General features: G+C 57.5%; 16 protein-coding genes. 6 read left to right on the forward strand and 10 right to left on the reverse strand.

The window, feature by feature from the left end; translation table 11 throughout:
- Window positions 1-196: 196 nt before the first annotated feature.
- The 5 genes from ACE3MN_RS04430 to ACE3MN_RS04450 form a co-directional block, all read right to left on the reverse strand.
- On the reverse strand, window positions 197-586 hold the full coding sequence (locus tag ACE3MN_RS04430) for a VOC family protein (RefSeq protein WP_004134469.1): 390 nt from the start codon (window positions 584-586) through the stop codon (window positions 197-199).
- Between the two features lies 1 nt (window position 587).
- A complete protein-coding gene (gene fucP, locus ACE3MN_RS04435; RefSeq protein WP_375364260.1) occupies window positions 588-1,922 on the reverse strand; it encodes an L-fucose:H+ symporter permease in 1,335 nt (444 codons plus the stop codon).
- Between the two features lie 36 nt (window positions 1,923-1,958).
- Window positions 1,959-2,900 (reverse strand): ribokinase, encoded by a 942-nt coding sequence (locus ACE3MN_RS04440; protein ID WP_024358588.1) that lies wholly within the window; start codon window positions 2,898-2,900, stop codon window positions 1,959-1,961.
- 11 nt (window positions 2,901-2,911) lie between these two features.
- Complete coding sequence (alsE, locus tag ACE3MN_RS04445; protein WP_049087428.1) at window positions 2,912-3,601, reverse strand: D-allulose 6-phosphate 3-epimerase; 690 nt, start codon at window positions 3,599-3,601, stop codon at window positions 2,912-2,914.
- 109 nt (window positions 3,602-3,710) lie between these two features.
- Window positions 3,711-4,511 carry a DeoR/GlpR family DNA-binding transcription regulator gene (locus tag ACE3MN_RS04450; protein WP_049087427.1) on the reverse strand — a complete coding sequence of 267 codons (801 nt, stop codon included), beginning with the start codon at window positions 4,509-4,511 and terminating at the stop codon, window positions 3,711-3,713.
- 363 nt (window positions 4,512-4,874) lie between these two features.
- On the opposite strand from ACE3MN_RS04450, the gene deoC reads away from it, so the two are divergent.
- Genes deoC through ACE3MN_RS04465 form a run of 3 tightly spaced genes read left to right on the forward strand, consistent with a single transcriptional unit; the run spans window position 4,875 to window position 8,004 of the window.
- Window positions 4,875-5,624 carry a deoxyribose-phosphate aldolase gene (deoC, locus tag ACE3MN_RS04455; protein ID WP_024358585.1) on the forward strand — a complete coding sequence of 250 codons (750 nt, stop codon included), beginning with the start codon at window positions 4,875-4,877 and terminating at the stop codon, window positions 5,622-5,624.
- A gap of 53 nt (window positions 5,625-5,677) precedes the next feature.
- The gene (locus ACE3MN_RS04460; protein ID WP_098067216.1) at window positions 5,678-7,183 is read left to right on the forward strand and encodes a xylulokinase; all 1,506 of its coding nucleotides are present in this window, start codon (window positions 5,678-5,680) and stop codon (window positions 7,181-7,183) included.
- A 47-nt stretch (window positions 7,184-7,230) separates the two neighbouring features.
- A complete protein-coding gene (locus ACE3MN_RS04465) occupies window positions 7,231-8,004 on the forward strand; it encodes a DeoR/GlpR family DNA-binding transcription regulator (RefSeq protein WP_004134484.1) in 774 nt (257 codons plus the stop codon).
- Window positions 8,005-8,116: 112 nt separating this feature from the next.
- On the opposite strand, the gene ACE3MN_RS04470 is transcribed toward ACE3MN_RS04465, so the two are convergent.
- On the reverse strand, window positions 8,117-9,664 hold the full coding sequence (locus tag ACE3MN_RS04470) for an MFS transporter (protein WP_004134486.1): 1,548 nt from the start codon (window positions 9,662-9,664) through the stop codon (window positions 8,117-8,119).
- A gap of 14 nt (window positions 9,665-9,678) precedes the next feature.
- Window positions 9,679-11,094, reverse strand: a complete 1,416-nt coding sequence (uxaC, locus tag ACE3MN_RS04475; RefSeq protein ID WP_049131313.1) for a glucuronate isomerase — start codon at window positions 11,092-11,094, stop codon at window positions 9,679-9,681.
- Window positions 11,095-11,548: 454 nt separating this feature from the next.
- Between uxaC and uxuA the strand changes: the two genes are divergently transcribed.
- Window positions 11,549-12,616 carry a mannonate dehydratase gene (gene uxuA / locus ACE3MN_RS04480; protein ID WP_024358582.1) on the forward strand — a complete coding sequence of 356 codons (1,068 nt, stop codon included), beginning with the start codon at window positions 11,549-11,551 and terminating at the stop codon, window positions 12,614-12,616.
- Between the two features lie 517 nt (window positions 12,617-13,133).
- Entirely contained in the window at window positions 13,134-14,687 is a 1,554-nt protein-coding gene (locus tag ACE3MN_RS04485) for a peptide MFS transporter (RefSeq protein WP_024358581.1), read from the forward strand.
- A 40-nt stretch (window positions 14,688-14,727) separates the two neighbouring features.
- On the opposite strand, the gene ACE3MN_RS04490 is transcribed toward ACE3MN_RS04485, so the two are convergent.
- Window positions 14,728-15,507, reverse strand: a complete 780-nt coding sequence (locus ACE3MN_RS04490; RefSeq protein WP_004134509.1) for an acetoin reductase — start codon at window positions 15,505-15,507, stop codon at window positions 14,728-14,730.
- A gap of 166 nt (window positions 15,508-15,673) precedes the next feature.
- Between ACE3MN_RS04490 and ACE3MN_RS04495 the strand changes: the two genes are divergently transcribed.
- Window positions 15,674-18,385 carry a LuxR C-terminal-related transcriptional regulator gene (locus ACE3MN_RS04495; RefSeq protein WP_049090258.1) on the forward strand — a complete coding sequence of 904 codons (2,712 nt, stop codon included), beginning with the start codon at window positions 15,674-15,676 and terminating at the stop codon, window positions 18,383-18,385.
- Here the strand turns inward: ACE3MN_RS04495 and ACE3MN_RS04500 are convergent.
- Together ACE3MN_RS04500 and ACE3MN_RS04505 are read right to left on the reverse strand one after the other, a co-directional pair.
- The gene (locus ACE3MN_RS04500) at window positions 18,382-19,860 is read right to left on the reverse strand and encodes an MdtP family multidrug efflux transporter outer membrane subunit (RefSeq protein WP_375364261.1); all 1,479 of its coding nucleotides are present in this window, start codon (window positions 19,858-19,860) and stop codon (window positions 18,382-18,384) included. The genes ACE3MN_RS04495 and ACE3MN_RS04500 overlap by 4 nt on opposite strands.
- Complete coding sequence (locus ACE3MN_RS04505; protein ID WP_226331422.1) at window positions 19,857-21,800, reverse strand: FUSC family protein; 1,944 nt, start codon at window positions 21,798-21,800, stop codon at window positions 19,857-19,859. The genes ACE3MN_RS04500 and ACE3MN_RS04505 overlap by 4 nt, the downstream gene beginning before the upstream one ends.
- Between the last annotated feature and the right edge of the window lie 9 nt (window positions 21,801-21,809).

The following is a 21,809-nucleotide window of genomic DNA, read 5'->3' on the forward strand; positions in this document are numbered from 1 at the left end:
GAGGAAATTGCCGAATGGCTCACAATAGAAAATCAACAAAACGGAAGCAATTTTGTAACATTGCACAATAGGCAGGAGAGGCCGGGTAGGGGGGAGAAATACTGGAATCAGGCAGGCTTTTGTAAAGCCTGAGGAAGCCCGCTTTTAGACCCGTATTAACCGGGTCTAAAAGGGAGAAGGGGATCAGCCCTGCCGCTTAGCGTTTAAAGGCATCGAACTCGAGCCGTTCGCCGTCGGGGCCGCGAATAAGCAGGAAGCGCACATTTTCTTCCTCAATCGGCCCTTCATCGAGCGGATAGCCGAGCGCCGCCAGCCGCTGCTGCACCGCATCCAGGTCGCGGACTTCCAGCGCCAGATGATCGATACCGCAGCGAGGAGCGTCAAAGGGCGTTCCTGCGGGAAGCTGATACAGCTCGAGGACGGCGCCCGCCATTTCCAGGAACGCGACTTCAATAGTGCCCTGCGGCGACGGCTTGCTAAACCGCTGCTGGCGCTGAAAGCCCAGCGGTTCATAGAAGGCAAGCGAACGCGTTAAGTCGCTGACCTGATAGCCAATATGAGCAATCGTGTTGATAAGTTCGCGCATGTTATACCCCCTTACGCACGCACCAGAAACCGTAGAAAGCGACATACACAAAGCACAGGAGCGGAGCGATAAAGGCGATTTGCATATTGCCGCCGTTCATATCCGAGATAATGCCCATCACCAGTGGAATAACGGCCCCGCCGATAATCGACATCACTACGATCGAGCCTGCGGTCTGGGTATCTTTCCCCATGCCCTTAATGACCAGGCCAAAGTTGGTCGGCCAGCATGGCGCCATACAGAAGCTGACCAGAATGAGCGCATAGACCGCCAGCATTGAACTGCTGAATACGGCAATCAATAAAAGGACGGTGGCGGCCAGGGCAAAGGTGCCGAGCAGCAGCGCCGGATTGAGGCGGTTCATCAGCCAGGTGGCGACGGTTTTACCCACGGCGTAAATCACCAGAGAAGCCAGCAGCCAGTAGGTCGCGGAGTGCTCGCTGGTGCCCTGCTGCACGAGCTGCACAAAGCGGATCGTGAAGCTCCATACGCCAACCTGGGCGCCGACGTACAAAAACTGCGACAGGATGCCGAGGCGAAAGCGCGGGATAGCAAACAGGCGTTTCAGCGTTGACCCCATGCTTTCTGTCGGGATCTGCTGCTGTTGTGACGGCGTGCCCTTGCACGACGGGAATTTAATAAACACGAACACCAGCGCCAGCACCACCAGCACGGAGCCGATAATCAGATAGGGCCCGACCACCTGGCCGACCATTTGATGGCGCGCGGCGTCCGCGGCGGCGGCGGGCATCGCCAGCAGCTGTTCATGGCTCGGATCGTTCTCGCCAAAGACCATCACCTGGCCAATCAGCACGCCGGAAATCACCCCCAGCGAGTTGAAGATCTGCGAAAAGTTAATGCGCTGGGTGGAGGATTGAATCGGGCCCAGCAGGCTTGAGTAGGTGTTTGCCGACGTTTCCAGAAAAGAGAGTCCGCAGGCGATCACCCCCAGGCAGGCGAGGAACGCGCCGTAGGTCATGATCTGCGCGGCCGGAACGAACAGGAAACAGCCGAGGGCGTACAGGCACAGCCCAATAATAATCGCCGCTTTATAGGAATAACGCTTAATCAGCGCCGCCGCAGGCAGGGCGACAAAAAAATAGCCGAGGAAAAAAATCGACTGCACCAGCGCCGTCTGGGTATCCGTTAAATCGAAGCCCTTTTTAAACTGGGCGATCAAAATATCATTCAGGTTGCCCGCCATGCCCCATAGCGCAAACAGGCAACAGACCAGTAAAAATTGCAGCCAGGGGGGGTGCGGTAAATACGCGCTGGTATCCAGTTTTTCATTGTGGACCGCCGCTTTATCGACCTTATCCGTTATTAGCGTACTCATTGAGCTATCCTCTTAATGGTTTTTATACAGTAGGGTTTATGCCATTTCATAATCAGAGGCGGCACGCAAAAGCCGTTCTCGTGCCTCTTCGTAGTCAGGTAAGGATGACGCGCCCTGCTTTTCGACGCTGACGGCGGCATAGGCCGCCGCAAATCGGGCCGCGGTATGCAGCGGTTCGCCGCAGGCCAGCCGCGCCGCCAGCGCGCCGTTGAAGGCATCGCCCGCGCCGGTGGTATCGCGGGGATGAGAAGGGAAGCACGGGATAGGGGATTTCACGCCCTGCTCGCTCAGCAGGGCGCCCTTTGCGCCAAGGGTGATAATGACGTTGCGCGCGCCCTGGGCATGCAGCGCATCGGCGGCCTCGGCCGCGGCCGCGAGACTATCGACCTGACACCCGGTCATTAACCCGGCCTCCGTCGCGTTCGGGGTAAGCAAATCCACTTTACTCAGAAATGCGTTATCAACGGGCTGCCAGGGGGCGGGATTGAGCACCACGAAGGCCCCGGCTGCTTTAGCGGCGTCAACGACCCGTTCAATCGCGGAAAGATTGTTCTCCAACTGAACCAGAACCACATCCGCGCAGCCGATAGCGGGGACGCAGCCGGCGATTTCATCATCGCTCACCGTCATATTCGCGCCGGGATCGACGGCGATCATGTTTTCAGCATCGTTGCCGGCCACATAAATCAGCGCATTGCCGGTGGGGATATCTTCGGCGACCAGCAGCGTCACGGCGTTAAACCCCACGCCTTTCAGATGGCGGCGGGCAAAATGGCCGAAGGTATCATTGCCAATCTTGCCGATGTAGTGGACATTCGCTCCCGCTTTTAGCGCAGCGGTGGCCTGGTTCGCCCCTTTTCCGCCGGCGCTGGTCATACTCCCGCAGGCCACTAACGACTCGCCCGGTACGGGAAAGCGCTCCACTCTGGCCACCATGTCGAAATTGAATGAACCAAAAACGCAGACTTTTCCTGACATCATTCGCTCCTTTATACGCGCTCGGGGGAGTGCAGCGCGGCGGACAGATCGCGGGACATTTTTTCCCAGGCCTGCTCGAGCGGCATATCCGGGCGGAATAAGCCGCTGCTGCCCATCACCAATACCTGCGCTCCGGCGCCCAGCAGCTCACGGTAGGTGGTGCGGTTGCATGAGCCGTCGACTTCCAGCAAGAAGTGGAGGTCGCGGGTCTCTTTTAGCTGATGAAGCTGCGCGATTTTGGCGGTCATTTCGGGAATAAACGGCTGACCGGCATAGCCCGGATCGACGGTCATCACCGTGACCTTATCGAGCAGATGCAGATAGTGCTGGATGCTCTCAACCGGCGTGGCGGGATTGAGCACCATGCCCACCGCTTTCCCCGCCTGGCGAAGCATATTGATGAGCCGGAAGGCTTCGCGGCAGATGGTTTCCGGATGCAGTGAAATAGCGTCAGCGCCGGCTTCTATTAGCGCCGGGATAAACGAGGCGGGCTCTTCGACCATCAGGTGGACATCGATGGGAAGCGATGTGTAGGGACGAATCTGCGTCACAAAGCTGGCCGATAGCGCCAGATTTTTGACATAGTGGCCGTCCATTATGTCGACATGCAGCCTGTCGGCTTTGCCGTTTAAAAAGCGCAGCTGTTCCGTCACTTTCATCATGTCCATGCACATGAGCGAGGGAGAAAGGTAATAACGCATAAGGCCTCATTTATTCCGGTAGTGGCTGATTTCAGGCAAAGTCTGGCCCTGCCGCATGAAGCGGCGTTTCGACATTGCGCGTATTGACCGTCACGTCATGACGGCGTACTCAGGCGATTTGTAGGCCGACGTTATGCCAGGTCATCTCTTTTTCCAGCAGCGGATCGGCAAACTTTTCGGTAATTAAACAGTCCAGTTCGCCTAAGCCGCCGATGCGCGCGACGCCTGTTCGCCCCAGCTTGCTGCCGTCGACTAATGCCACCGTCTGACGGGCGGCCAGCATCATCTGTTTCAGCAGGGCGGCGTGGGCTTCCGTACCCGCATATAAGCCGCTATCGCGCTCCAGACCCTGGCAGGAGAAAAAGAGCGTATCGATGGCGTACTCGCGCAGCGTTCGTGAGGCGGTTTCACCGAAGAACGACTCCTCGGTCGGGGAAAAATCGCCCCCCAGTCCTACGAGATGCAACGAGCGTCTGCTCATCAGCGTTTGCAAGATGCGGATGGAGGGCGTAATTACCGTTAGCGCCATCTCCGGCATCTGCCGGGCCAAAAACCAGCTGGTGCTGCTGCCGTCCAGGACGATGGTCTGTCCCGGCTGCAGAAACTGCAGCGCTTTACGGGCAACGCGCATTTTTCCTTCGCTGTGCAGCAGCGTTCTCTGCTGAAAGCTTCCCTGGCTATCTTCGACCGGCAGGGCGGACGCTGCCGCTCGGGTCGTCGGCAGCGGGTTTTCCGCCGCCAGCGCTCCGCCGTGGCTCCGATTTAAGATCCCTTTCCGTTCCAGCTCGCTCAGATCGCGGCGAATCGTTTCCCTTGAGACCCGAGTCGCTTGCGCAATCTCATTCACCCGCATCACGCCGCGTTGGCCCAGCAGTTCAACAATCAAACGATGACGTTCCAGCGGCAACATAGCTCTCTCCTGAAGTACATGATCAGATTACCTTTCCCTTGCGCAGGGCGTTGAGACCTCGGGAATGTCCGACGAAGGCGAGCTTTTCGCTGCCGGACAGTGTGATAGCGCACGCATTTCGGCTGCACTGCCGCCAGCGTTTTTGCTATCTCGCCCGTTATTCAGGCATAAACAAAAACAAACAAAAATAAATGCAACATTGCCTTTGCGCCCGTTTATGACCGTTTACGCCCGCTCTGCGAGGGCACTGTTCATTTCTTGCCTGCTAATTAAAAACAAATGAAAATAAAAAAATGCTAATTTGATCACGTTATTTTCATTTGATGCGTTTTTAAATGGATTTAAGCCGATTAACAGCATTAAATGAAAGTAATTAAAAACAAAGAGCAGGATGAAACCATGAATGAAACAACCCGTCGTTTTGCACGTTTAGTCGACCTGAGCGCAGTCCAGGCCACCAGTACCGAAGCGGACGTTCGCGCCTGCGCTGAGCTGGCCGCCCGCTACAACATTATTTCCGTCCACGTGCTGCCCTGCTGGACGCGGTTTCTCAGTACGTTGCTGCCGCAGCAGGGTACGGGAGAGGTGATGATCGGCGGGCCGGTCGGCTTTCCCGGCGGCGGGCATGCTACTGATACCAAGGTTCAGGAAGTGCGGCAGCTGATTGCCGATGGCGCCCGCGAAGTCGATATGGTGGTGAACATCGGCAAAGTGTTATCCGGCGATTATGACTATGTGCGCGAAGATTTACGCCGCGTGGTGGACGCCGCCGCGCCGGTACCGGCGAAGGTGATCCTCGAAACGCACTATCTCAATGAGGAGCAGATTCGCCGCGTGTGCGATATCGCCGTAGAGGTGGGGATGAAGTGGGTCAAAACCTCCACCGGCTGGGCGCCCACCGGCGCGACGGTGGAAAAAGTCAGCATCATTGCCGACCAGCTTAAAGGCCGAATCGATATCAAAGGCGCAGGAGGCATTCGCGATCTGGCAACGGTGCGCGCGCTTTACCAGCTTGGCGTCCGCCGCTTTGGCATGAGTCACGGCGCGGTCAGCAAAGTGCTGACTGAACTGGAGCAGCACCCGGAACGCTTTCCCGAGCTGAACGCCGATTAAACTGAGAGACCGCGGGCCTGATGGCCCGCCATAAAACGTCACCGGAGTCAGTGATGAAAGATAAAATACTCACGATTGATGTTGGCACTGGCAGTACCCGCGCCGCTATTTTGCGCGTTGATGGCACGATGGTCGGCTTTGCGCAAAGGGAGTATGAGCAGACCACTCCGCGTGCGGGCTGGTCAGAACAGGCCCCTTCTCTATGGTGGCGGGCCGCCTGCGAATGCATACGCGAGGTGCTCTACCGCTATCCTGAAACGGTTACGCAGATTGCGGTCATTGGCGCCTGCGGACAGATGCACGGCACCGTCCTGCTGGACGACTGCGGCGAGCTGGTGGAGGACCGGGCGCTGCTGTGGAATGACAAGCGTAGCCAGCCGCAGGTGGATGCCTTTGCCGCGCGCGAAGGGCGGGAAAAGTGGCTGGCACATTTAAATAATCCGCCCGCGGCGGCGTGGCCGGCTTTCAAATTAGCCTGGTGGCGTGAACATCATCCAGAACGTTGGCCAAAGCTCGCCAAAGTGTTAATGCCGAAGGACTATATTAATTTCATGCTCACCGGCGCCCTGGCGACCGACTATAGCGAGGCGTCCTGCTATTTCCTGATGGACAGCGAAACCCGCGCCTGGTCTTCGCAAGCCTGCGAAACGTTTGGCCTGCGGGTCGATCAGCTACCGGAGCTTAAACTTTCCAGCGACATTATCGGCCAGGTGACGCCGCGCGCATCCGATACCACGGGGCTGCCTGTCGGTATCCCGGTGGTGGCGGGTACGTCGGATATGGCGGCCTCTCTGCTCGGTTCGGGCGTGTATGAGCCGGGTATGGCGTCCGACTCCACCGGCACGTCGACGCTGATAACGGTGGTATCGCAGCGGCCGTTACGCCATCCGCTGGTCAATAACCTCCATCTCGCCAACGCGGCCTGGGGCGGATTTACGATTCTGGATGCTGGGGGCGATGCCGTCCGCTGGGCGCGGCTGGCGCTGGCCGATAACCAGATAACGCACCCGCAGCTTTTGCAGGAAGCAGCCGCGGTGCCGGCCGGCGCGGAAGGGCTACTCTTTCTTCCCTATCTGACGGGAGAGCGCCTGGCCGAGCACACGAACTCGCGGGCGCAGTTCTTCGGCCTGCAGCGCAAGCATCGCCGCGGCCATTTATTCCGCGCGGTCCTGGAAGGGGTGGCCTTTGCGTCCTGGCGCAATCTTCGCCAGCTGCAGGCGTGCGGGCAATATCCGCAGCAAATGATCGCTTCCGGCGGCGGCGCGCGCAGCCCGCTGTGGCTTGAAATCAAAGCGGCGGCGTACAATCTTCCGATATTATCCACGCGCAATCAGGAGAATGGCGTCACCGGATGCGGTATTATCGCCGGGGTTGGCGCGGGGCTGTACGCGGATTTTGCCAGCGGCGTGCGGCAGACGGTGCAGTTCGACAAGCTGATTTCGCCGGATCCCCGTCTGCGGGATTATTACCAGGCCTGCAGCGAGCTTTTTGATACGCTCTACCGGCAATCCGCCGCCTTATACGACAGGCTGGATGCGCTGAGCGCGGGGCCAGACTGAAGGTATGCTATCGCGCGGAGAGCGCCGTAAATATAGAGAGAGGCAGAATGTTTGCAGAAGAAAGACAGGAGAAGTTGCTCAGTATTCTCAGGGAAAAACGCAAAGTGGCTGTTTCTGAGATGTGTGACGTCTTTAATGTATCTGGCGCCACCATTCGTGCCGATCTCCGCCAGCTGGAAGAGGAGGGGCTGCTGACCCGTACCCACGGCGGCGCCGTTCTTCGCACGCGGGCGAGCTTTGAACAGGCCTCTGACGCGCGCGAAATCGTTAATCTCAGCGCGAAAGAGCGCATCGGTCAACGCGCGGCGGCGCTGGTTGAGGATGGTGACATTATCGTGCTGGATACCGGCACCACGACCCTGCATATCGCGCGCAATATTCGCGACAGACAAAACGTCACGGTGGTGACCAACGATTACCAAATCGCCCGCGAGCTGGAAGCCAGCCCCTCTATTCAAACCATTCTGCTGGGCGGGATAGTCAAGAAGGGGTACCACTGCGTGGTGGCGATCAATGGACGCTCCATTCTCGATACGCTGAACGTCGATAAAGCGTTTATGGGCGCCAATTCGCTGTCGCTGAAACACGGCGCCTGCGTGGCCGATATCATGCTGGCAGAAACGAAACGCGGCATGGTTGAACACGCCAGCCAGGTGATTATCGTCTGCGACTACAGCAAGCTGAATAACACCTCCCTTGCCCAATTTACCGCCGCGGATCGGATTGATACCGTGGTGATCGATCGTCTGCCCGATGACGTTCAGGCGTATCGCAACGCCGGCATTCAGGTGATCTCGTTGGATGAAGAGGCGCCTCGGTAGTGGGATTTGATTTTGCCTCCACCTGCTGTACAGACGGAGGCAAGATATCAGAAAGAAGCGATAGATTGGCTCCCATTTTTGGCATCGTTACGCAGCAGGGAGCCGACCGTATCTATCCGTTCAGGGCAGCCCCCGGGTTATTGGAGGTCGCTGGCGCAGTTGCATCCTGACACCACAGTTTGTCATAAGCGTAACCGGTAAGATCTTCCACAACATGGCGGGCTTCAGGCGTCACATCCTGCTTGCGACCATGCGCTTTCAGGCGTTCGATCTCGTCGACTAAAATTTTGTGCGTACGCTTGTTCAGATGGAAAGTCAGCGCTTGCCATAGCGCGATGATCAACAGCCCGGCGGTGCCGACAAATAGCAGCATAGCAATCGTGGTGATGGCTTCCTGAGGCTGAACCTGGCTACCTTTCATGAAACCACCGCTCTGTAACAGCAGGCCTACCGCAAAGGTCGCAATGGCAACCGTTGTTTTACGGGAGAAGGTCATCACCGCAGCAAACAGACCTTCGCGGCGTTGGCGGGTTATCATTTCATCAATATCCGGAATAAACGGGAATACGTTCCACGGGGTAAATTCCAGTACGCAGCGGCCGACCTGATAAACGCCCGCGAGGATCACCAGCAGCATTACTTTGTTATCCGTCGGGAACTGATAGACCAGGAAGAATCCGCCGAGACACAGCATCATCAGGGTATAGGCGAAAACATAAAGCCGGGAGGGGCCGTATTTAATGATCGCGACGCCCGCCGCCAGCGTGACCGGCAATCCAACGATACTCATCGACAGCAGCGTTCCCGCCAGAGAGGATGACACATTCAGGCAGTAGACGCAGAAAAAGACAAACACCGTGTTGTAGATATCCTTCGCGGTGAAGGAAAAGAGATAGATAGCCAGGTGTTTACGGAATGCGCGCACCTTCAGGGTAGAGGCGTACTCTTTAAACAAGTTACCGAAGGCTGTGATTTTCTCTCCGAAGGTCGTAGGCTGCGTCTCTTTCTCGATTTCTGCCTGCATTTCCGGCGTTAACTCGCGCTCCCAGGTGACTTTCCAGGAAATGAATACGCAGAGGGTAAACATAACGGCAAAGACTACCCCGTTGATTAAATAGGCATCGGCGTTGTTCTCGCCCAGCCAGCCGATCAACAGGCCTGGAATAAAGGTGGCGAGAAAGGTGCCGGAGGCCGACAGGAACATTCGGCAAGTGGAGAGTTTGGTACGATCGTTAAAGTCTTTGGTCATCTCAGAGGGCAGCGTTTCCCATGGGATAAGCACCATTGCCGCGATAACTTCAAACGCCAGGTAGACCGCGAGATAGAACCAGAAATTCATACCGTTCATCCACAGCAGGATATAAACCAGCATGAGCGGCGCGCCAATCAGCAGGAAGAAGCGACGACGGCCAAATTTTTTACCCAGATAATTTTTATAGAAATGATCGGTGAAGCTGCCCATAAACAGGCTAACGATAGCATCAACAATACGGGCAATCGCCACGATTGAAGCCGCTTCAATCGGCGACAGACCGACAAAAGTGGTATAAAAAAAGAGAAGCCACGCGCCAATGACGGTAAAGGCGCCGCCGCCCATAATATCCGTCAGACCGTAGCCGATACTGACAGGAATGGTTACTTTTCTGTTTTTAAGGGTCATGGTTTATACCTGTCTCAGGCTTGTGAAAAACGGAAATAGCGGCGTGCGTTTTCTACGCAAATATCCCGAATCATTGAGGTAAGAATGTTTTTATCGTCAGGAACTTCTCCATTTTCCACCCATCCTCCAATCAGATCGCAGAGGATCCGGCGGAAGTAATCGTGTCGGGTATAGGAGACGAAGCTGCGGGAATCGGTGAGCATACCGACGAAATTGGCCAGTAAACCCTGATCGGCGAGCGTATTGAGCTGATTGACCATGCCGCGGCGAGTATCGTTAAACCACCAGCCGGATCCAAACTGCAGCGGGGATTTCACGCCATCTTCGCCGCTCTGGAAGTTAGCGATCGCAGAGGCCACTACATCGTTATAGCCGGCATTGAGGTTATAAAGGATGGTTTTGGGCAGGCCATTGTTCTCGCCCATGGCGTTGAGGAGCGCATTCAGGCTTCCGGCGAGGAGCGTTTGATCGCCAACGGAATCAAAGCCGCAGTTGATGCCCACCTTCTTAAACATCGGTTTGTTATTGTTGCGAATTGCGCCAAAGTGAATCTGCATAGCCCACTCGCGCTGCTTATACATTTTGGCGAGTGCGATAAAAATTGCGCTATCCCACGCCTGCTGTTCGTCTTTTGTCAGGGCCTCGTTCTTCAGACGGCGCTGGAAAAGCGCGGCCAGAGCGGCTTCATCCAGAGGGTTGTAAACGATTTCCAGAGGACCGTGATCGGATATGCGGCACCCTACAGTGTGGAAAAAATCGATACGTGATTCCAGAGCGGCCAGCAAGTCTTGCAAAGAAGCGATACGAATTTGGGTTTTCTCCGCCAGACGGGAAATAAACGTCTGAAAGCTTTCTGGATCGGTATCAAAGAGTTCGTCAGGGCGGAAAGTCGGTAGAACAAGCGGAGAAAAATCACTATTTGCCGCCAGCCGCTGATGATATTCCAGATTATCCAGCGGCCCATCCGTTGTGCACAGGGCCTCGACATTTGAACGGCGTATTAACGCCTGAGGTAAGAATTCTTTGCGGCGTAATTGCTCATTACACCGCGTCATTATTTCATGCCAGTTACGGCTATTTAACGTGTCATCAATGTTAAAATAGTATTTAAGTTCCAGATGGGTCCAGTGATAGAGAGGGTTACCGAAGCAGGCCTCAACGGTTTGCGCCCATGCCGCAAATTTTTCTTCAGCGGTAGCGTTACCGGTGATTTTTTCCTCGGGAATACCATTTGCCCGCATCGCGCGCCATTTATAATGATCGCCTTCCAGCCATAACTGCGTAATGTCGGCGAAAGGTTCATTTTCCCAAATAGCCTTCGCCTCAAGATGGCAATGGTAATCGATAATAGGTTGCTCTCTCGCTATCTCAAGATAGAGTTTTTTTCCTGTCGGACTGCTGATCATAAAACTATCATTTATCAATGGCATAAGTTCTCCAGTAGACGCTGAACACGGTTTTTTTAGCCTAAAGCGCTGTCTGATTTAAATGGATATTGCTTTCTGATAGTGCCTGTGAGCGCCGACATTAAACCCTGTGTATAATCTTAGTCTACTACCATACAAGTGCAAATAGGAAATATGTGACTCAACTCATATTATTTAATGTCGGGCCATTGTGATAACGGTAAGGGGGAGGGCTAATTTATAACTGATGGTAAAAAAGAGGGGCGTAAATGAATTAAAATAGGCGCCATGCGCATTTTATTTCACATATAAATAACAAGTTTTAATAGTGGTTCGCTTATTAAGATGATGCCTAAAACGTGTGGGACGTCAGAGAGATTTATTTTTTTTAAAATAACTATTGATCTAATAAAACTTACTGAATACTCTTTTTACTACTAGTATGGTAACTATCTCAATGATGAAGGCAGAAGTTAAAATGCAGATGACAATGCGCTGGTTCGGGCCGCAGGAAGATAAAATCCCGCTGGAGTATATTCGACAGGTGCCGGGGGTAGAAGGCGTCGTCGGGGCGCTTTACGATGTTGCCCCCGGCGAAGTCTGGCCGGTAGAAAAAATTAAGGCGTTGATTGAGCAGGCCCACGCCGCAGGCCTGAAGATGGAAGTCATCGAAAGCGTAAACATTCACGATGACATCAAAATTGGTTCAGCGGAACGCGATCGCTATATTGACAACTACAAGCAAACTATCCGTAACCTGGCGGGGTTTGGCGTAAAAGTCATTTGTTATAATTTCATGCCGGTCTTCGACTGGATGAAAACCGATATGAATTATGTGCTTCCGGATGGCTCATTAACCATGGCCTTTGAAAAGCGCGGTATTGATAAGTCTCTGGAAGACGTCGTTAAAGAGGTACTGGAGAACGCGAACGGTTTTGCTTTGCCGGGTTGGGAACCTGAGCGTCTGGCGAAGGTTCAGGAGCTGTTCGCGCGCTATCGCGATGTCGATGATACCAGGCTTCGGGAAAATCTGTTCTATTTCTTACGTGAAGTCATTCCGGTATGTGAAGAAGTGGGCGTTAAAATGGCGATCCACCCGGACGATCCGCCGTATTCTATTTTTGGCCTGCCGCGTGTGGTAAAAAATCATGCCGATCTGGCGTTGATTTGCGATACGGTTGATTCACCCGCGAACGGTATCACCCTTTGTACAGGGTCGATTGCCGAAGATCCTGACAATAATGTCTATGAAATTCTGGCTGAATTTACCCGGCGTAAGCGTCTTCACTTTGCGCACGTACGCAATATTAAGCTTATTAAAGACAAGGATTTTTATGAGTCGGCGCACCCTTCCGCGTACGGCTCTCTGGATATGTACCGCATAATGCAGGCTCTCCATGATAATGGTTTTGATGGTTATATTCGTCCGGACCATGGTCGCTTTATTTGGGGAGAAACCGGGCGTCCGGGATACGGTCTGTATGACCGCGCATTGGGCGTTACCTACCTGATGGGTCTGTGGGAAGCGCTGGAAAAGCAAAAGTAATTGATTGAAAAACCGGGGCGAATGTCCCCGGTACTCACCTTGCACGGATAATACAAAGCCCCTTGAGGCTTAGAGGCAGCTGATACTGGCTTGCCGTTGCTCTCTGCTCACCCTTTCTTCACAACTTCAATTGTTAGATTTATCGGTCTTTCCTGGCATTGTGCCTATCAGACATGGATTTATTAAGGTTATAGATAGGTTACCACCCCCTCGGGTTTCGCCCGCTAATGATAAAAATAACTATTATTAACTATCTGTTTATTAAGATAAATTTTACATAACGTGCTCGGTTTTATGATGTCAATCACATTTCCCCTATCGCCAACTTTAAATCTGTAAAAGTAGACGTTTGTCGACTTTTCATCTAAAAAGTTGGGGGAAGGGACTAGACAGGACCATTTTTAGGTTATCAAATGGTTAAATAACGTCATATTAAATGTGAATGATTGACCTTATGTATAAAAGGCCAACACGCTTTCCGCTGCGTTAAAGCGCGGCGGACATCCTGGGAGAAGTTATGCATTCCTCTGTTAATAAAAATGAAACTCGGACCTTTTTTGGTCATCCGTACCCGCTTGGTTCGCTGTTTTTCACCGAAATGTGGGAACGGTTCTCGTTTTACGGCATTCGTCCGTTACTGATCCTGTTTATGGCAGCCACCGTTTATGACGGAGGGATGGGGCTGGCGCGCGAGAACGCGTCGGCCATCGTCGGGATCTTTGCCGGGACCATGTATCTTGCCGCTCTGCCGGGCGGCTGGCTGGCGGACAACTGGCTCGGACAACGAAAGGCAGTCTGGTACGGCTCAATTCTGATCGCGCTGGGCCATCTCTCCATCGCCCTGTCGGCGGTGATGGGCGATAGCCTGTTCTTTATCGGCCTGATGTTTATCGTGCTCGGTTCCGGCCTGTTCAAAACCTGTATTTCGGTGATGGTCGGTACCCTGTACAAAAAAGGCGATGCGCGCCGCGACGGCGGCTTCTCGCTGTTTTATATGGGCATCAACATGGGGTCGTTTATCGCCCCGCTGATCTCCGGCTGGCTGATTAAATCTCACGGCTGGCACTGGGGTTTCGGCATCGGCGGCATCGGGATGCTGGTCGCGCTGATTATCTTCCGCGTCTTTGCCGTTCCGGCGATGAAACGCTATGACCGTGAAGTCGGTCTCGATTCCACCTGGAACAGTCCGGTAGTGAAACGAAACGGCGTCGGCGCATGGCTGCTGGCGCTAACGGTGGGCGTGGCGGTTATCATCGCGCTGATTGCCCAGGGCGTTATCGTGATTAACCCGGTGGCGGTCGCCAGCGTGCTGGTCTACGTGATTGCGGCGTCGGTGGTGCTCTATTTTATCTACCTGTTCGTCTTCGCCGGACTGAGCCGCAAAGAGCGCGCCCGCCTGCTGGTATGCTTTATCCTGCTGATCTCCGCCGCCTTTTTCTGGTCGGCGTTTGAGCAGAAACCGACCTCGTTTAACCTGTTCGCTAACGACTATACCAACCGTATGATCGGCTCCTTCGAGATCCCGGCGGTGTGGTTCCAGTCGATTAACGCCCTGTTTATTATTCTGCTGGCGCCGGTATTTAGCTGGGCGTGGCCTGCGCTGGCGCGCAAAAACGTGCGTCCGAGCAGCATCACCAAGTTTGTTATCGGTATTTTATGCGCGGCGGCGGGCTTTGGCCTGATGATGCTGGCGGCGCAAAACGTCCTGAGCAACAACGGCGCGGGCGTCTCGCCGATGTGGCTGGTGGGCAGTATTCTGATGCTGACGCTGGGCGAGCTGTGCCTCAGCCCGATTGGCCTGGCGACCATGACGCTGCTGGCGCCGGAAAGAATGCGCGGCCAGATGATGGGGCTGTGGTTCTGCGCCAGCGCCCTGGGCAACCTGGCGGCGGGCCTGATTGGCGGTCACGTGAAGGCCGATCAGCTGGATATGCTGCCCGATCTGTTCGCACGCTGCTCCATTGCGCTGCTGATCTGCGCCGCGGTGCTGTGCCTGCTGATTGTTCCGGTTCGCCGGATGCTGGAAAACACCCGTAGCGACAAGCCGCAGGAGCCCGCGGCTAACGCGTAATCCCGCAAAAACCCGGCGCGTTCTGCGCCGGGTTTATCCCTTAACGGTAAACAATACCGCCATCGATCAGAATCGACTGACCGGTAACATAATCGGAATCCGGGCCTGCCAGATAAGAGACCAGGCTTGCCACATCGTCCGGCGTTTCGGCGCGGCCAAGGGCGATACCTTCAACGTATTTTTTATAGGTTTCACCCACCGGCGCACCGGTAATTTCCGCGAAGCGCTTATCGATTTCGGTCCACATCCCGGTTCCCACAATCCCCGGACAGTAGGCGTTAACCGTAATGCCGCGGCTGGCATACTCTTTCGCCGCCGCCTGCGTCAGGGCGCGTACGGCAAATTTGGTGGCGGAATAAACGCCCAGCAGCGCGAAACCATCGTGACCGGCGATAGAGCAGGCGTTGATGATTTTCCCTTTCTGCTGACGGTCGATGAATTTTTTCGCCGCCGCCTGAATGCCCCACAGGGTACCCTGAACGTTGATGCGCATGATGCGGTCTACTTCTTCAGGCGTCACATCGGCCAGCGCCTGAACCTGGGCGATCCCGGCGTTGTTCACGATAATATCAAAGCCGCCGAGCTGTTTTTCCGCTTCATCAATGGCGGCGTACACCTGCGCGCGATCGGCGATGTTAGCGACGAAGGTGGCCGCTTTACGTCCCAGCGCTTCCACTTCGGCGGCGACGGCGGCAATCCCTTCAGGGTTCACGTCGACCAGCATCAGCGATGCGCCGTCTTTGGCCAGACGCAACGCAATACCGCGGCCAATGCCCTGACCGGCGCCGGTTACCAGCGCAACTTTATTTTCGATAGCCATGTCTGTACTCACCTTGTACTGATTAATAAACTAGGGAGGCCCGCGGCCGATGTCGTCGTAGCCGCTGCGGCGAATGGCACTACTCTATCGGGCGCGATAAGCGTGGCCTACCCCCCTGATGGGGGGGATAATGAGCGTACGGACTGGATTAAGGAGTAATCGCAGTATGGCTTTTTTATCCTCGGCGGATGATGCGCTGACAGCGCTTGTTCATCAGGAACCTTTACGCTTCACGGGGACGCTGCCGCTTATCTCCACGCGCTTTACGCCGCCCCGTACGCCGGAAAGCCTGCTGTCGCGGGAGCGCCTGCTGCTGCGCCTCGACGCCGCCGTCTCCCGCCGTTTAACCCTGGTGCGCGCGCCCGCCGGATTTGGCAAAACCACCCTGCTGGCGCAGTGGTACCGGCATCGCCTTCGACAAGGGGATGCGCTGGCCTGGCTGAGCCTTGAAGAGGATGACAACGCGCCGCTGCTGTTTATACGCTATCTGCAGGAGGCGCTGCGGCCATTGTGGCAGGGGTGGAGCCCGTCGTTTCTGCAGCTGCTGCAAGGCGAGCTTCCGGCCGACCTCCCCCTGTTCTTTGCTGAACTCGTTAATCAGCTTAATCAGTGCCCGCATCCGCTGTACCTGATCCTCGACGACTATCAATGTATCAGCGACCCGGCGATTCATCAGGGAATGAGCTGGCTGCTGCACCATGCGCCGCCGGCGCTGCACCTGATTATCGGCAGCCGCAGTCAGCCGCCTTTAGCCCTGAGCCGTCTGCATATGCAGGATCAGCTGCTGGAGGTGTACGACCCCGAGCTGCGCTTTAGCCCCAGCGAAGCCCGCGCCTGGTTCGCCGGCGCGTCGGGGCTGGATCCGCAGGCGATCCCCCGGCTTATCGCGCTCACGGAAGGGTGGATCGCGGGAATGAAAATGGCCGCGCTCTCTGCGGACGCTTCCGCGGCGATGGGCCTCAGCGCTGGCTCACGGTCAATCTCCCGCTATCTGGATGAAGTCATTTTCGCGCCGCTGCCGCCCGAGGTGTTCGACTTCCTTCTGCAGACCTCGATGCTTAATCGCCTGCATCCGGACCTGTGCGACGTCGTCTGCGGCCGCAATAACGCCAGGGCGATGCTGGCGTGGATAGAGCGGCATAACCTGTTTCTTTCCGCGCTGGATGAAAGCGGCCTTTGGTTTCGCTATCACCCGCTGATGCGCGACGCGCTGCTGCACCGCCTGCGGCACAGCGGTGAGATTGATATTCGCCAGCTGCACGACCGCGCCAGCGGCTGGTTCGCCTCACAGCAGCTGTGGGCCGAGGCGATACGCCATGCGCTGGCCGCCGGGAAGTCGGCGGCGAAGGATGCGGAAGCCGGCGCGCAGTCGCTGGCGGAAGAGGGGGATATCGATACCCTGGTGCAGTGGATCCGCTATCTGCCTGCGAATCCTGACCCGTCGCGCATTGCGCTGCAGCTGAACCTGGCCTGGGCGCTAGCCCACCGCTTCCGGTTCAGCGAAGCCCGCCAGCTGCTGGACGCCATTGAGATGCAATCGGCGGCGCATGGCGAGGCGCTGGCCCACAGCGCGTGGGTTAAGCTGCGGGTGGTTCGCGCGATCTGCGAAGCCTTTGCCGACAATATCGACCGCAGTATCGCCATTGTCGAACCGCTGCTGCGCGAGGTGCCCTGCGGCGATATCTGGGTCGATGGTCTGGTGTGCAATATCCTCAGCTACTGCCATCTGGCGGACTCCCGGCCGCAACAGGCGCTGGAGGTGCAGCAGCGGGTATCCGGCGTTAGCCTCGCTAACCGCAACCTGTTCGTGACGGTTTACCGGGCGTTCGTCATGGCGCAGAGCTATCTGCGTCAGGGAAATCTCGCCGAAGCGGAACGCCAGGCGGCACGGGCGCTGCGCTACGCGGAGCGGCACGCCGGCGAGAACGCCAGCAGCGGCGCAACCCTTGCGCCCATCCTGGCGGAGATCGCCTGGGAGCAGGGGAAGGGAGAGCAAGCGCAAAGCCTGCTGGTTCCGCGTCTGGAGACCATCGACAGCTTTTGTCCGCCCGATGGCCTTAGCCGCAGCTACATCGTTCTGGCCCGCCAGGCCCGGGAAACGGGGCGGCTGGCGGAGGCCGAATCACTATTACTGCATGCCGAAGGACTGGCGGCCCAACGCGGCTGGCTGCGGGCGCAGGCACCGCTGCTGGCGGAGCGGATCGCCGTCGCGCTTCACGCGGGCGACAAACAGGCCGCTGAGGCGCTGCTGCTTCGTCTGCAGAGCCTCAGCCAGACGGAATCCGTCGGCGGATATATCGCCATCGGCCAGAGCCGCCTCCTTATCGCCGCCGGCGAACCGCTGGCCGCCGCGCGGCTGCTGGATACGCTGGCCGGCGTGCGGGAAAGCAGCGGCGAGCGGCTGTTCGCCGTGCGTTTGCGGCTCAGGCAGGCGCTGGCCCTCTGGCGTGCCGGCGAGCGGGAGCTGGCGATGGCTATCTGCCGACCGGCGCTTGCGCGCGCGCTGCATCAGGGGCTATGGCGCAGCCTGCTGGAGGGGAGGGAAGAGATGGCTGCGTTGCTGGCTGAAATACACAAGCGCGGCGCGGCGGATGATGCGCTGACCGCCGATATCGCCGTTTTGCTGTCGCGCTTCGCCGCCGCCGGGATCGTGATTGATAGCGCCCGCCCGCAGCCGCTCGCCCTGCGGTTGACCGAACGGGAGCAGCAGACCCTGAGTTTGATTGCCGACGGCTATTCCAATAAGGGCGTCGCGCGCGAGCTGGGTATTTCGGCGGAAACCGTCAAGTGGCACCTTAAGCAGCTGTATGAAAAGCTGCAGGTGAAGGGGCGCATCCAGGCGGTAAACCAGGCGCGCGAATGGCGCCTGTTAGGCTAGCGCAATGGGGCGTTCTCGCTCAGCGCCGGGCCGCGGTAATCGCCGCCCAGCGCTTTAATCAGGGTGATATCGGTGCTGAGCCGTTGGGCCTGGATATCCAGCAGCAAAAGCTGCTGCGCGATAGCCGGGCGACGCGCCTCCTGCGCCGCATAGTAGCTGACCAGCCCGCGCTGATGGTGCGCGCTGGCGCTGCGGGTGGTCACCATCGCCGCCGTCACTTTCTGCTGCTGCAGCGCGGCCTGCTGGTTCAAATCGTTCAGCTGGCTGGAGCTAATCGCCACGTCGCGCACTGCGTCCAGCACCGCCTGGTTGTACTGCTTAATCAGGATATTGCTCGCCGTACGCGTCGATTTCAGGGTGGCGTTTAAGCGCCCGCCGTCAAACAGCGGTAAATAGAGCCCCGGCAGTATGTTGATCTGCTGGAAGGAGGACTTAAACAGGTCGCCGACGCTCAGCGCGTTGTAGCCCCAGAAGGCCTTGATATCAAAGTGCGGGTAAAAGGCCGCTTTTGCCGCGTCCACCTGGCTCATCGAGGCGCTGACGTAGCCGCGCAGAGCCTGGAGATCCGGGCGGCGGGCCAGCAGCTCAAACGAGAGCGAGTCCGGGAGCGTTTCCTGCAGCGCCGGCAGCGCCACCGGGTGGATCTCCGGCATGCTATGCGCATCAGCGCCGATCAGCGCCCGCAGGGTTTCCCGATACTGCGTTATCGTTCCCTGCGCCGTAATCACCTGCTGCTGCGCCGCCAGCAGTTCATCCTGGGCGTTGGCGACATCGACGCTATCCTCGACGCCGCGCGCGGTACGATGCTCATGGGCCTGCACCGAGAGACTGGCGATGGCCTCCAGTTGGTTGAGTAATTCGATTTTCTGGAAGGTTGCCTGCATCGCGAAATAGAGCTGGGCGACGCTGCTGGCGAGATCCAGCTCGATACCGGCGGTCTCCGCCTGGCGGGCGTTCTTTTTGCCAATCGCGGCGGCGACGCGGGCGCGGTCGGCGCCCCATAAATCGATATTCAGCGTTGCCCCGACACCGACCGTATTCAACGTGTACCAGGGGCCGTTTTTATCCACCGGCAGGGAGAAGGAGTAGGGCCAGGTGAACTGTTTATTGGTCACCCGCAGGCGGTTTTGCGCCGCCACGGCGGTAGCCTGAACGCCCATTGCCGACTGCGCCAGCTCCACCGTGGACTGCGATTGTGAAATACGCAGCCGCGCAGCCTGCATAGTGGGTGAATTCTGCAACGCGCGGTTGACCAGCATATTGAGCTGGGGATCCTGATAGCCTTCCCACCATCGCGCTGTCGGCCAGCCGCTGTTCGCGAGGTGGATCACCTGCGCCAGCTCGGCCTGCTGCGGGTTGACCAGCGGCACCTGGCCGGGATCGTCCTGGATTAACGCGCACCCGGTTAACAGCGTCAGGGCGAAGGCAAGCGCCGAGGTACGCCAGACGCGCGGAGGAGGAGTGATTTTTATCATGAGCGGGTTGCCTGTCGCGGAATAACGGAGGATGCAAAGGGCCACGTTGGCAGCGCTGCCAACGCGTTGACCAGCGGCGCGCCAAACGGATTCGCCGGGTCCGGGAGAAGCGCCTGAGAGCATTCTGCGGCGGTTTGCTGCGCGTCGATACCGGCGGCGTAGTCCTCAAGCCGCGGGGCGCAGCGGGCTAAAAAGGTATCCCCCGGCGCCGCGTACAGGCGATAGCCTTCACTGAGGCGCAGGATCTCTTCTGCCTGACGAAAACTCGTCCGCGTCGGCCAGTTTTTGGCTTCCGGCCACGGGTGGGCGTAGGTTCCCAGCGGCTCGGCGGACACCCGGTTGATTAAGGTTTCGCTCTCGGTCAGCGCGGCAAAGAGCGGTACCAGTTGAACCTCATCGTCGCGGGCGGCGAGGGTCTGCGCCAGCTGGCGATAGAGCTGCGCCAGACGCGCTTTAAGCCGCGGCGCTTCGCTATCGGGCCATAAATAGAGGTGAACAATCGAGGAGACCAGCACGCCGAGCAGGATACCGATAACCCGGTCGCGCAGTTCGGTAAGGTTGCTGAGCGGGCCAAACCAGCTGAGGAACGCCAGCGCGAAGGTAAAGCCTATCTGAATGCCGGCGTAGGCGATGCGCTCTGAGCCTGCCGCAATCCACGCCGCCAGCGCGAAAACCGGCAGGGTCATCGCCAGCAGGCCGCTCAGCGAGTCGGTCCAGGGCTGCACAAAGATGATCAGCAGTAGCGCAATCAGCGTGGCCAACAGCGCGCCGCCGATGCGTAGCCACGTTTTCTGCATGGTGGCGCCCAGGCCCGGCTGGGCGACGATCACGCAGCTCAGCATGATGGTGTGGATGCCCTGCCAGTCTGCGGCGGTGTAAAAGACGTAGCACAGCAGCGTCGCCAGCAGCGTTTTCAGGGCAAAGTGCAGATAGGCCGGGTTGGACCACGCGTCCGGCAAAAGCAGCGGCGCTTTTTCCACTTCGCCCCGCGGCAGCGGAACGGCTTCGCCGCGCGCCAGCCGCGCCAGCACCTCGGCGATTTCCTGCAAAATGGCGCTGTTATCACTATCGCGTGGGACCACCAACGTCTGAATATCCGCCGCTGCCGTCGCGGGCAGATTGTCCGCCAGCGCGTTAAGTTCGCGGGCTATCCGCCGACGCGCATCGGGATGGTCGTCGCCCGGCTGGAGCAGCGCCGTCAAATGGTAGCAGCGCAGCGCGGCGGCCATCAGCGATTGCCAGGCCTGCGGGCTGGCGGCGATCTCCGGCGTGGCGCGCGCGGCCTGCTGATACAAGGACTGCAGCTGGTTAAACTGCCCGGCGATCTCGGTAAAGGTAGGCTGCGGCTCTCCTTCATCCGGTTGGCTAAGCACCTTCGCCGTCTGGCGCAGCATCACCACCAGCCGGGCTTTAAACTGATAGCCGGGAAAGGCCTGCTGGAAACAGGCGTTGACCAGCAGCGTCACCAGAATGGCGGTATTAATCGCCACCCATAGCCACAGCAGCAGGCGTACCAGAATTTCGCTCTGGCTGGTCATCGACGGGAAGGTTTGGGCGTAGATGACCGCCAGCGCCACCACGAAAAACGCCAGCCCCAGCTTGCCGAGCACCCGCATCAGGTAAATGGCGCAGAAGAACAGGATCACCGAGGCGACCAGGCGAATTAGCGGATAGTCATAGGTCCACTTGATAATCAGCAGCACGCCGCCCAGCGCGACGCTGACGGTGAGCACGAAAACCACGCTGACCAGCTTAATCATCAGCACGTTAGGCTGGCTGACGTAAAACACCACGATCAGCGCCACGGCGAGGAAGGGAATATGCAGCGTCATAAACAGCACGATCAGCACCGCGCAGCTGAGCGTCAGGCGCAGGGTGTAGTTCGCCCGCCCCGGCGCATCGCGGAGTTCACGGGTGAGAAATGGCCACAGGCTCTGCATCCCGTCTCC

It is taken from the genome of Klebsiella grimontii (assembly GCF_042137965.1).
GTDB lineage: Bacteria > Pseudomonadota > Gammaproteobacteria > Enterobacterales > Enterobacteriaceae > Klebsiella > Klebsiella grimontii.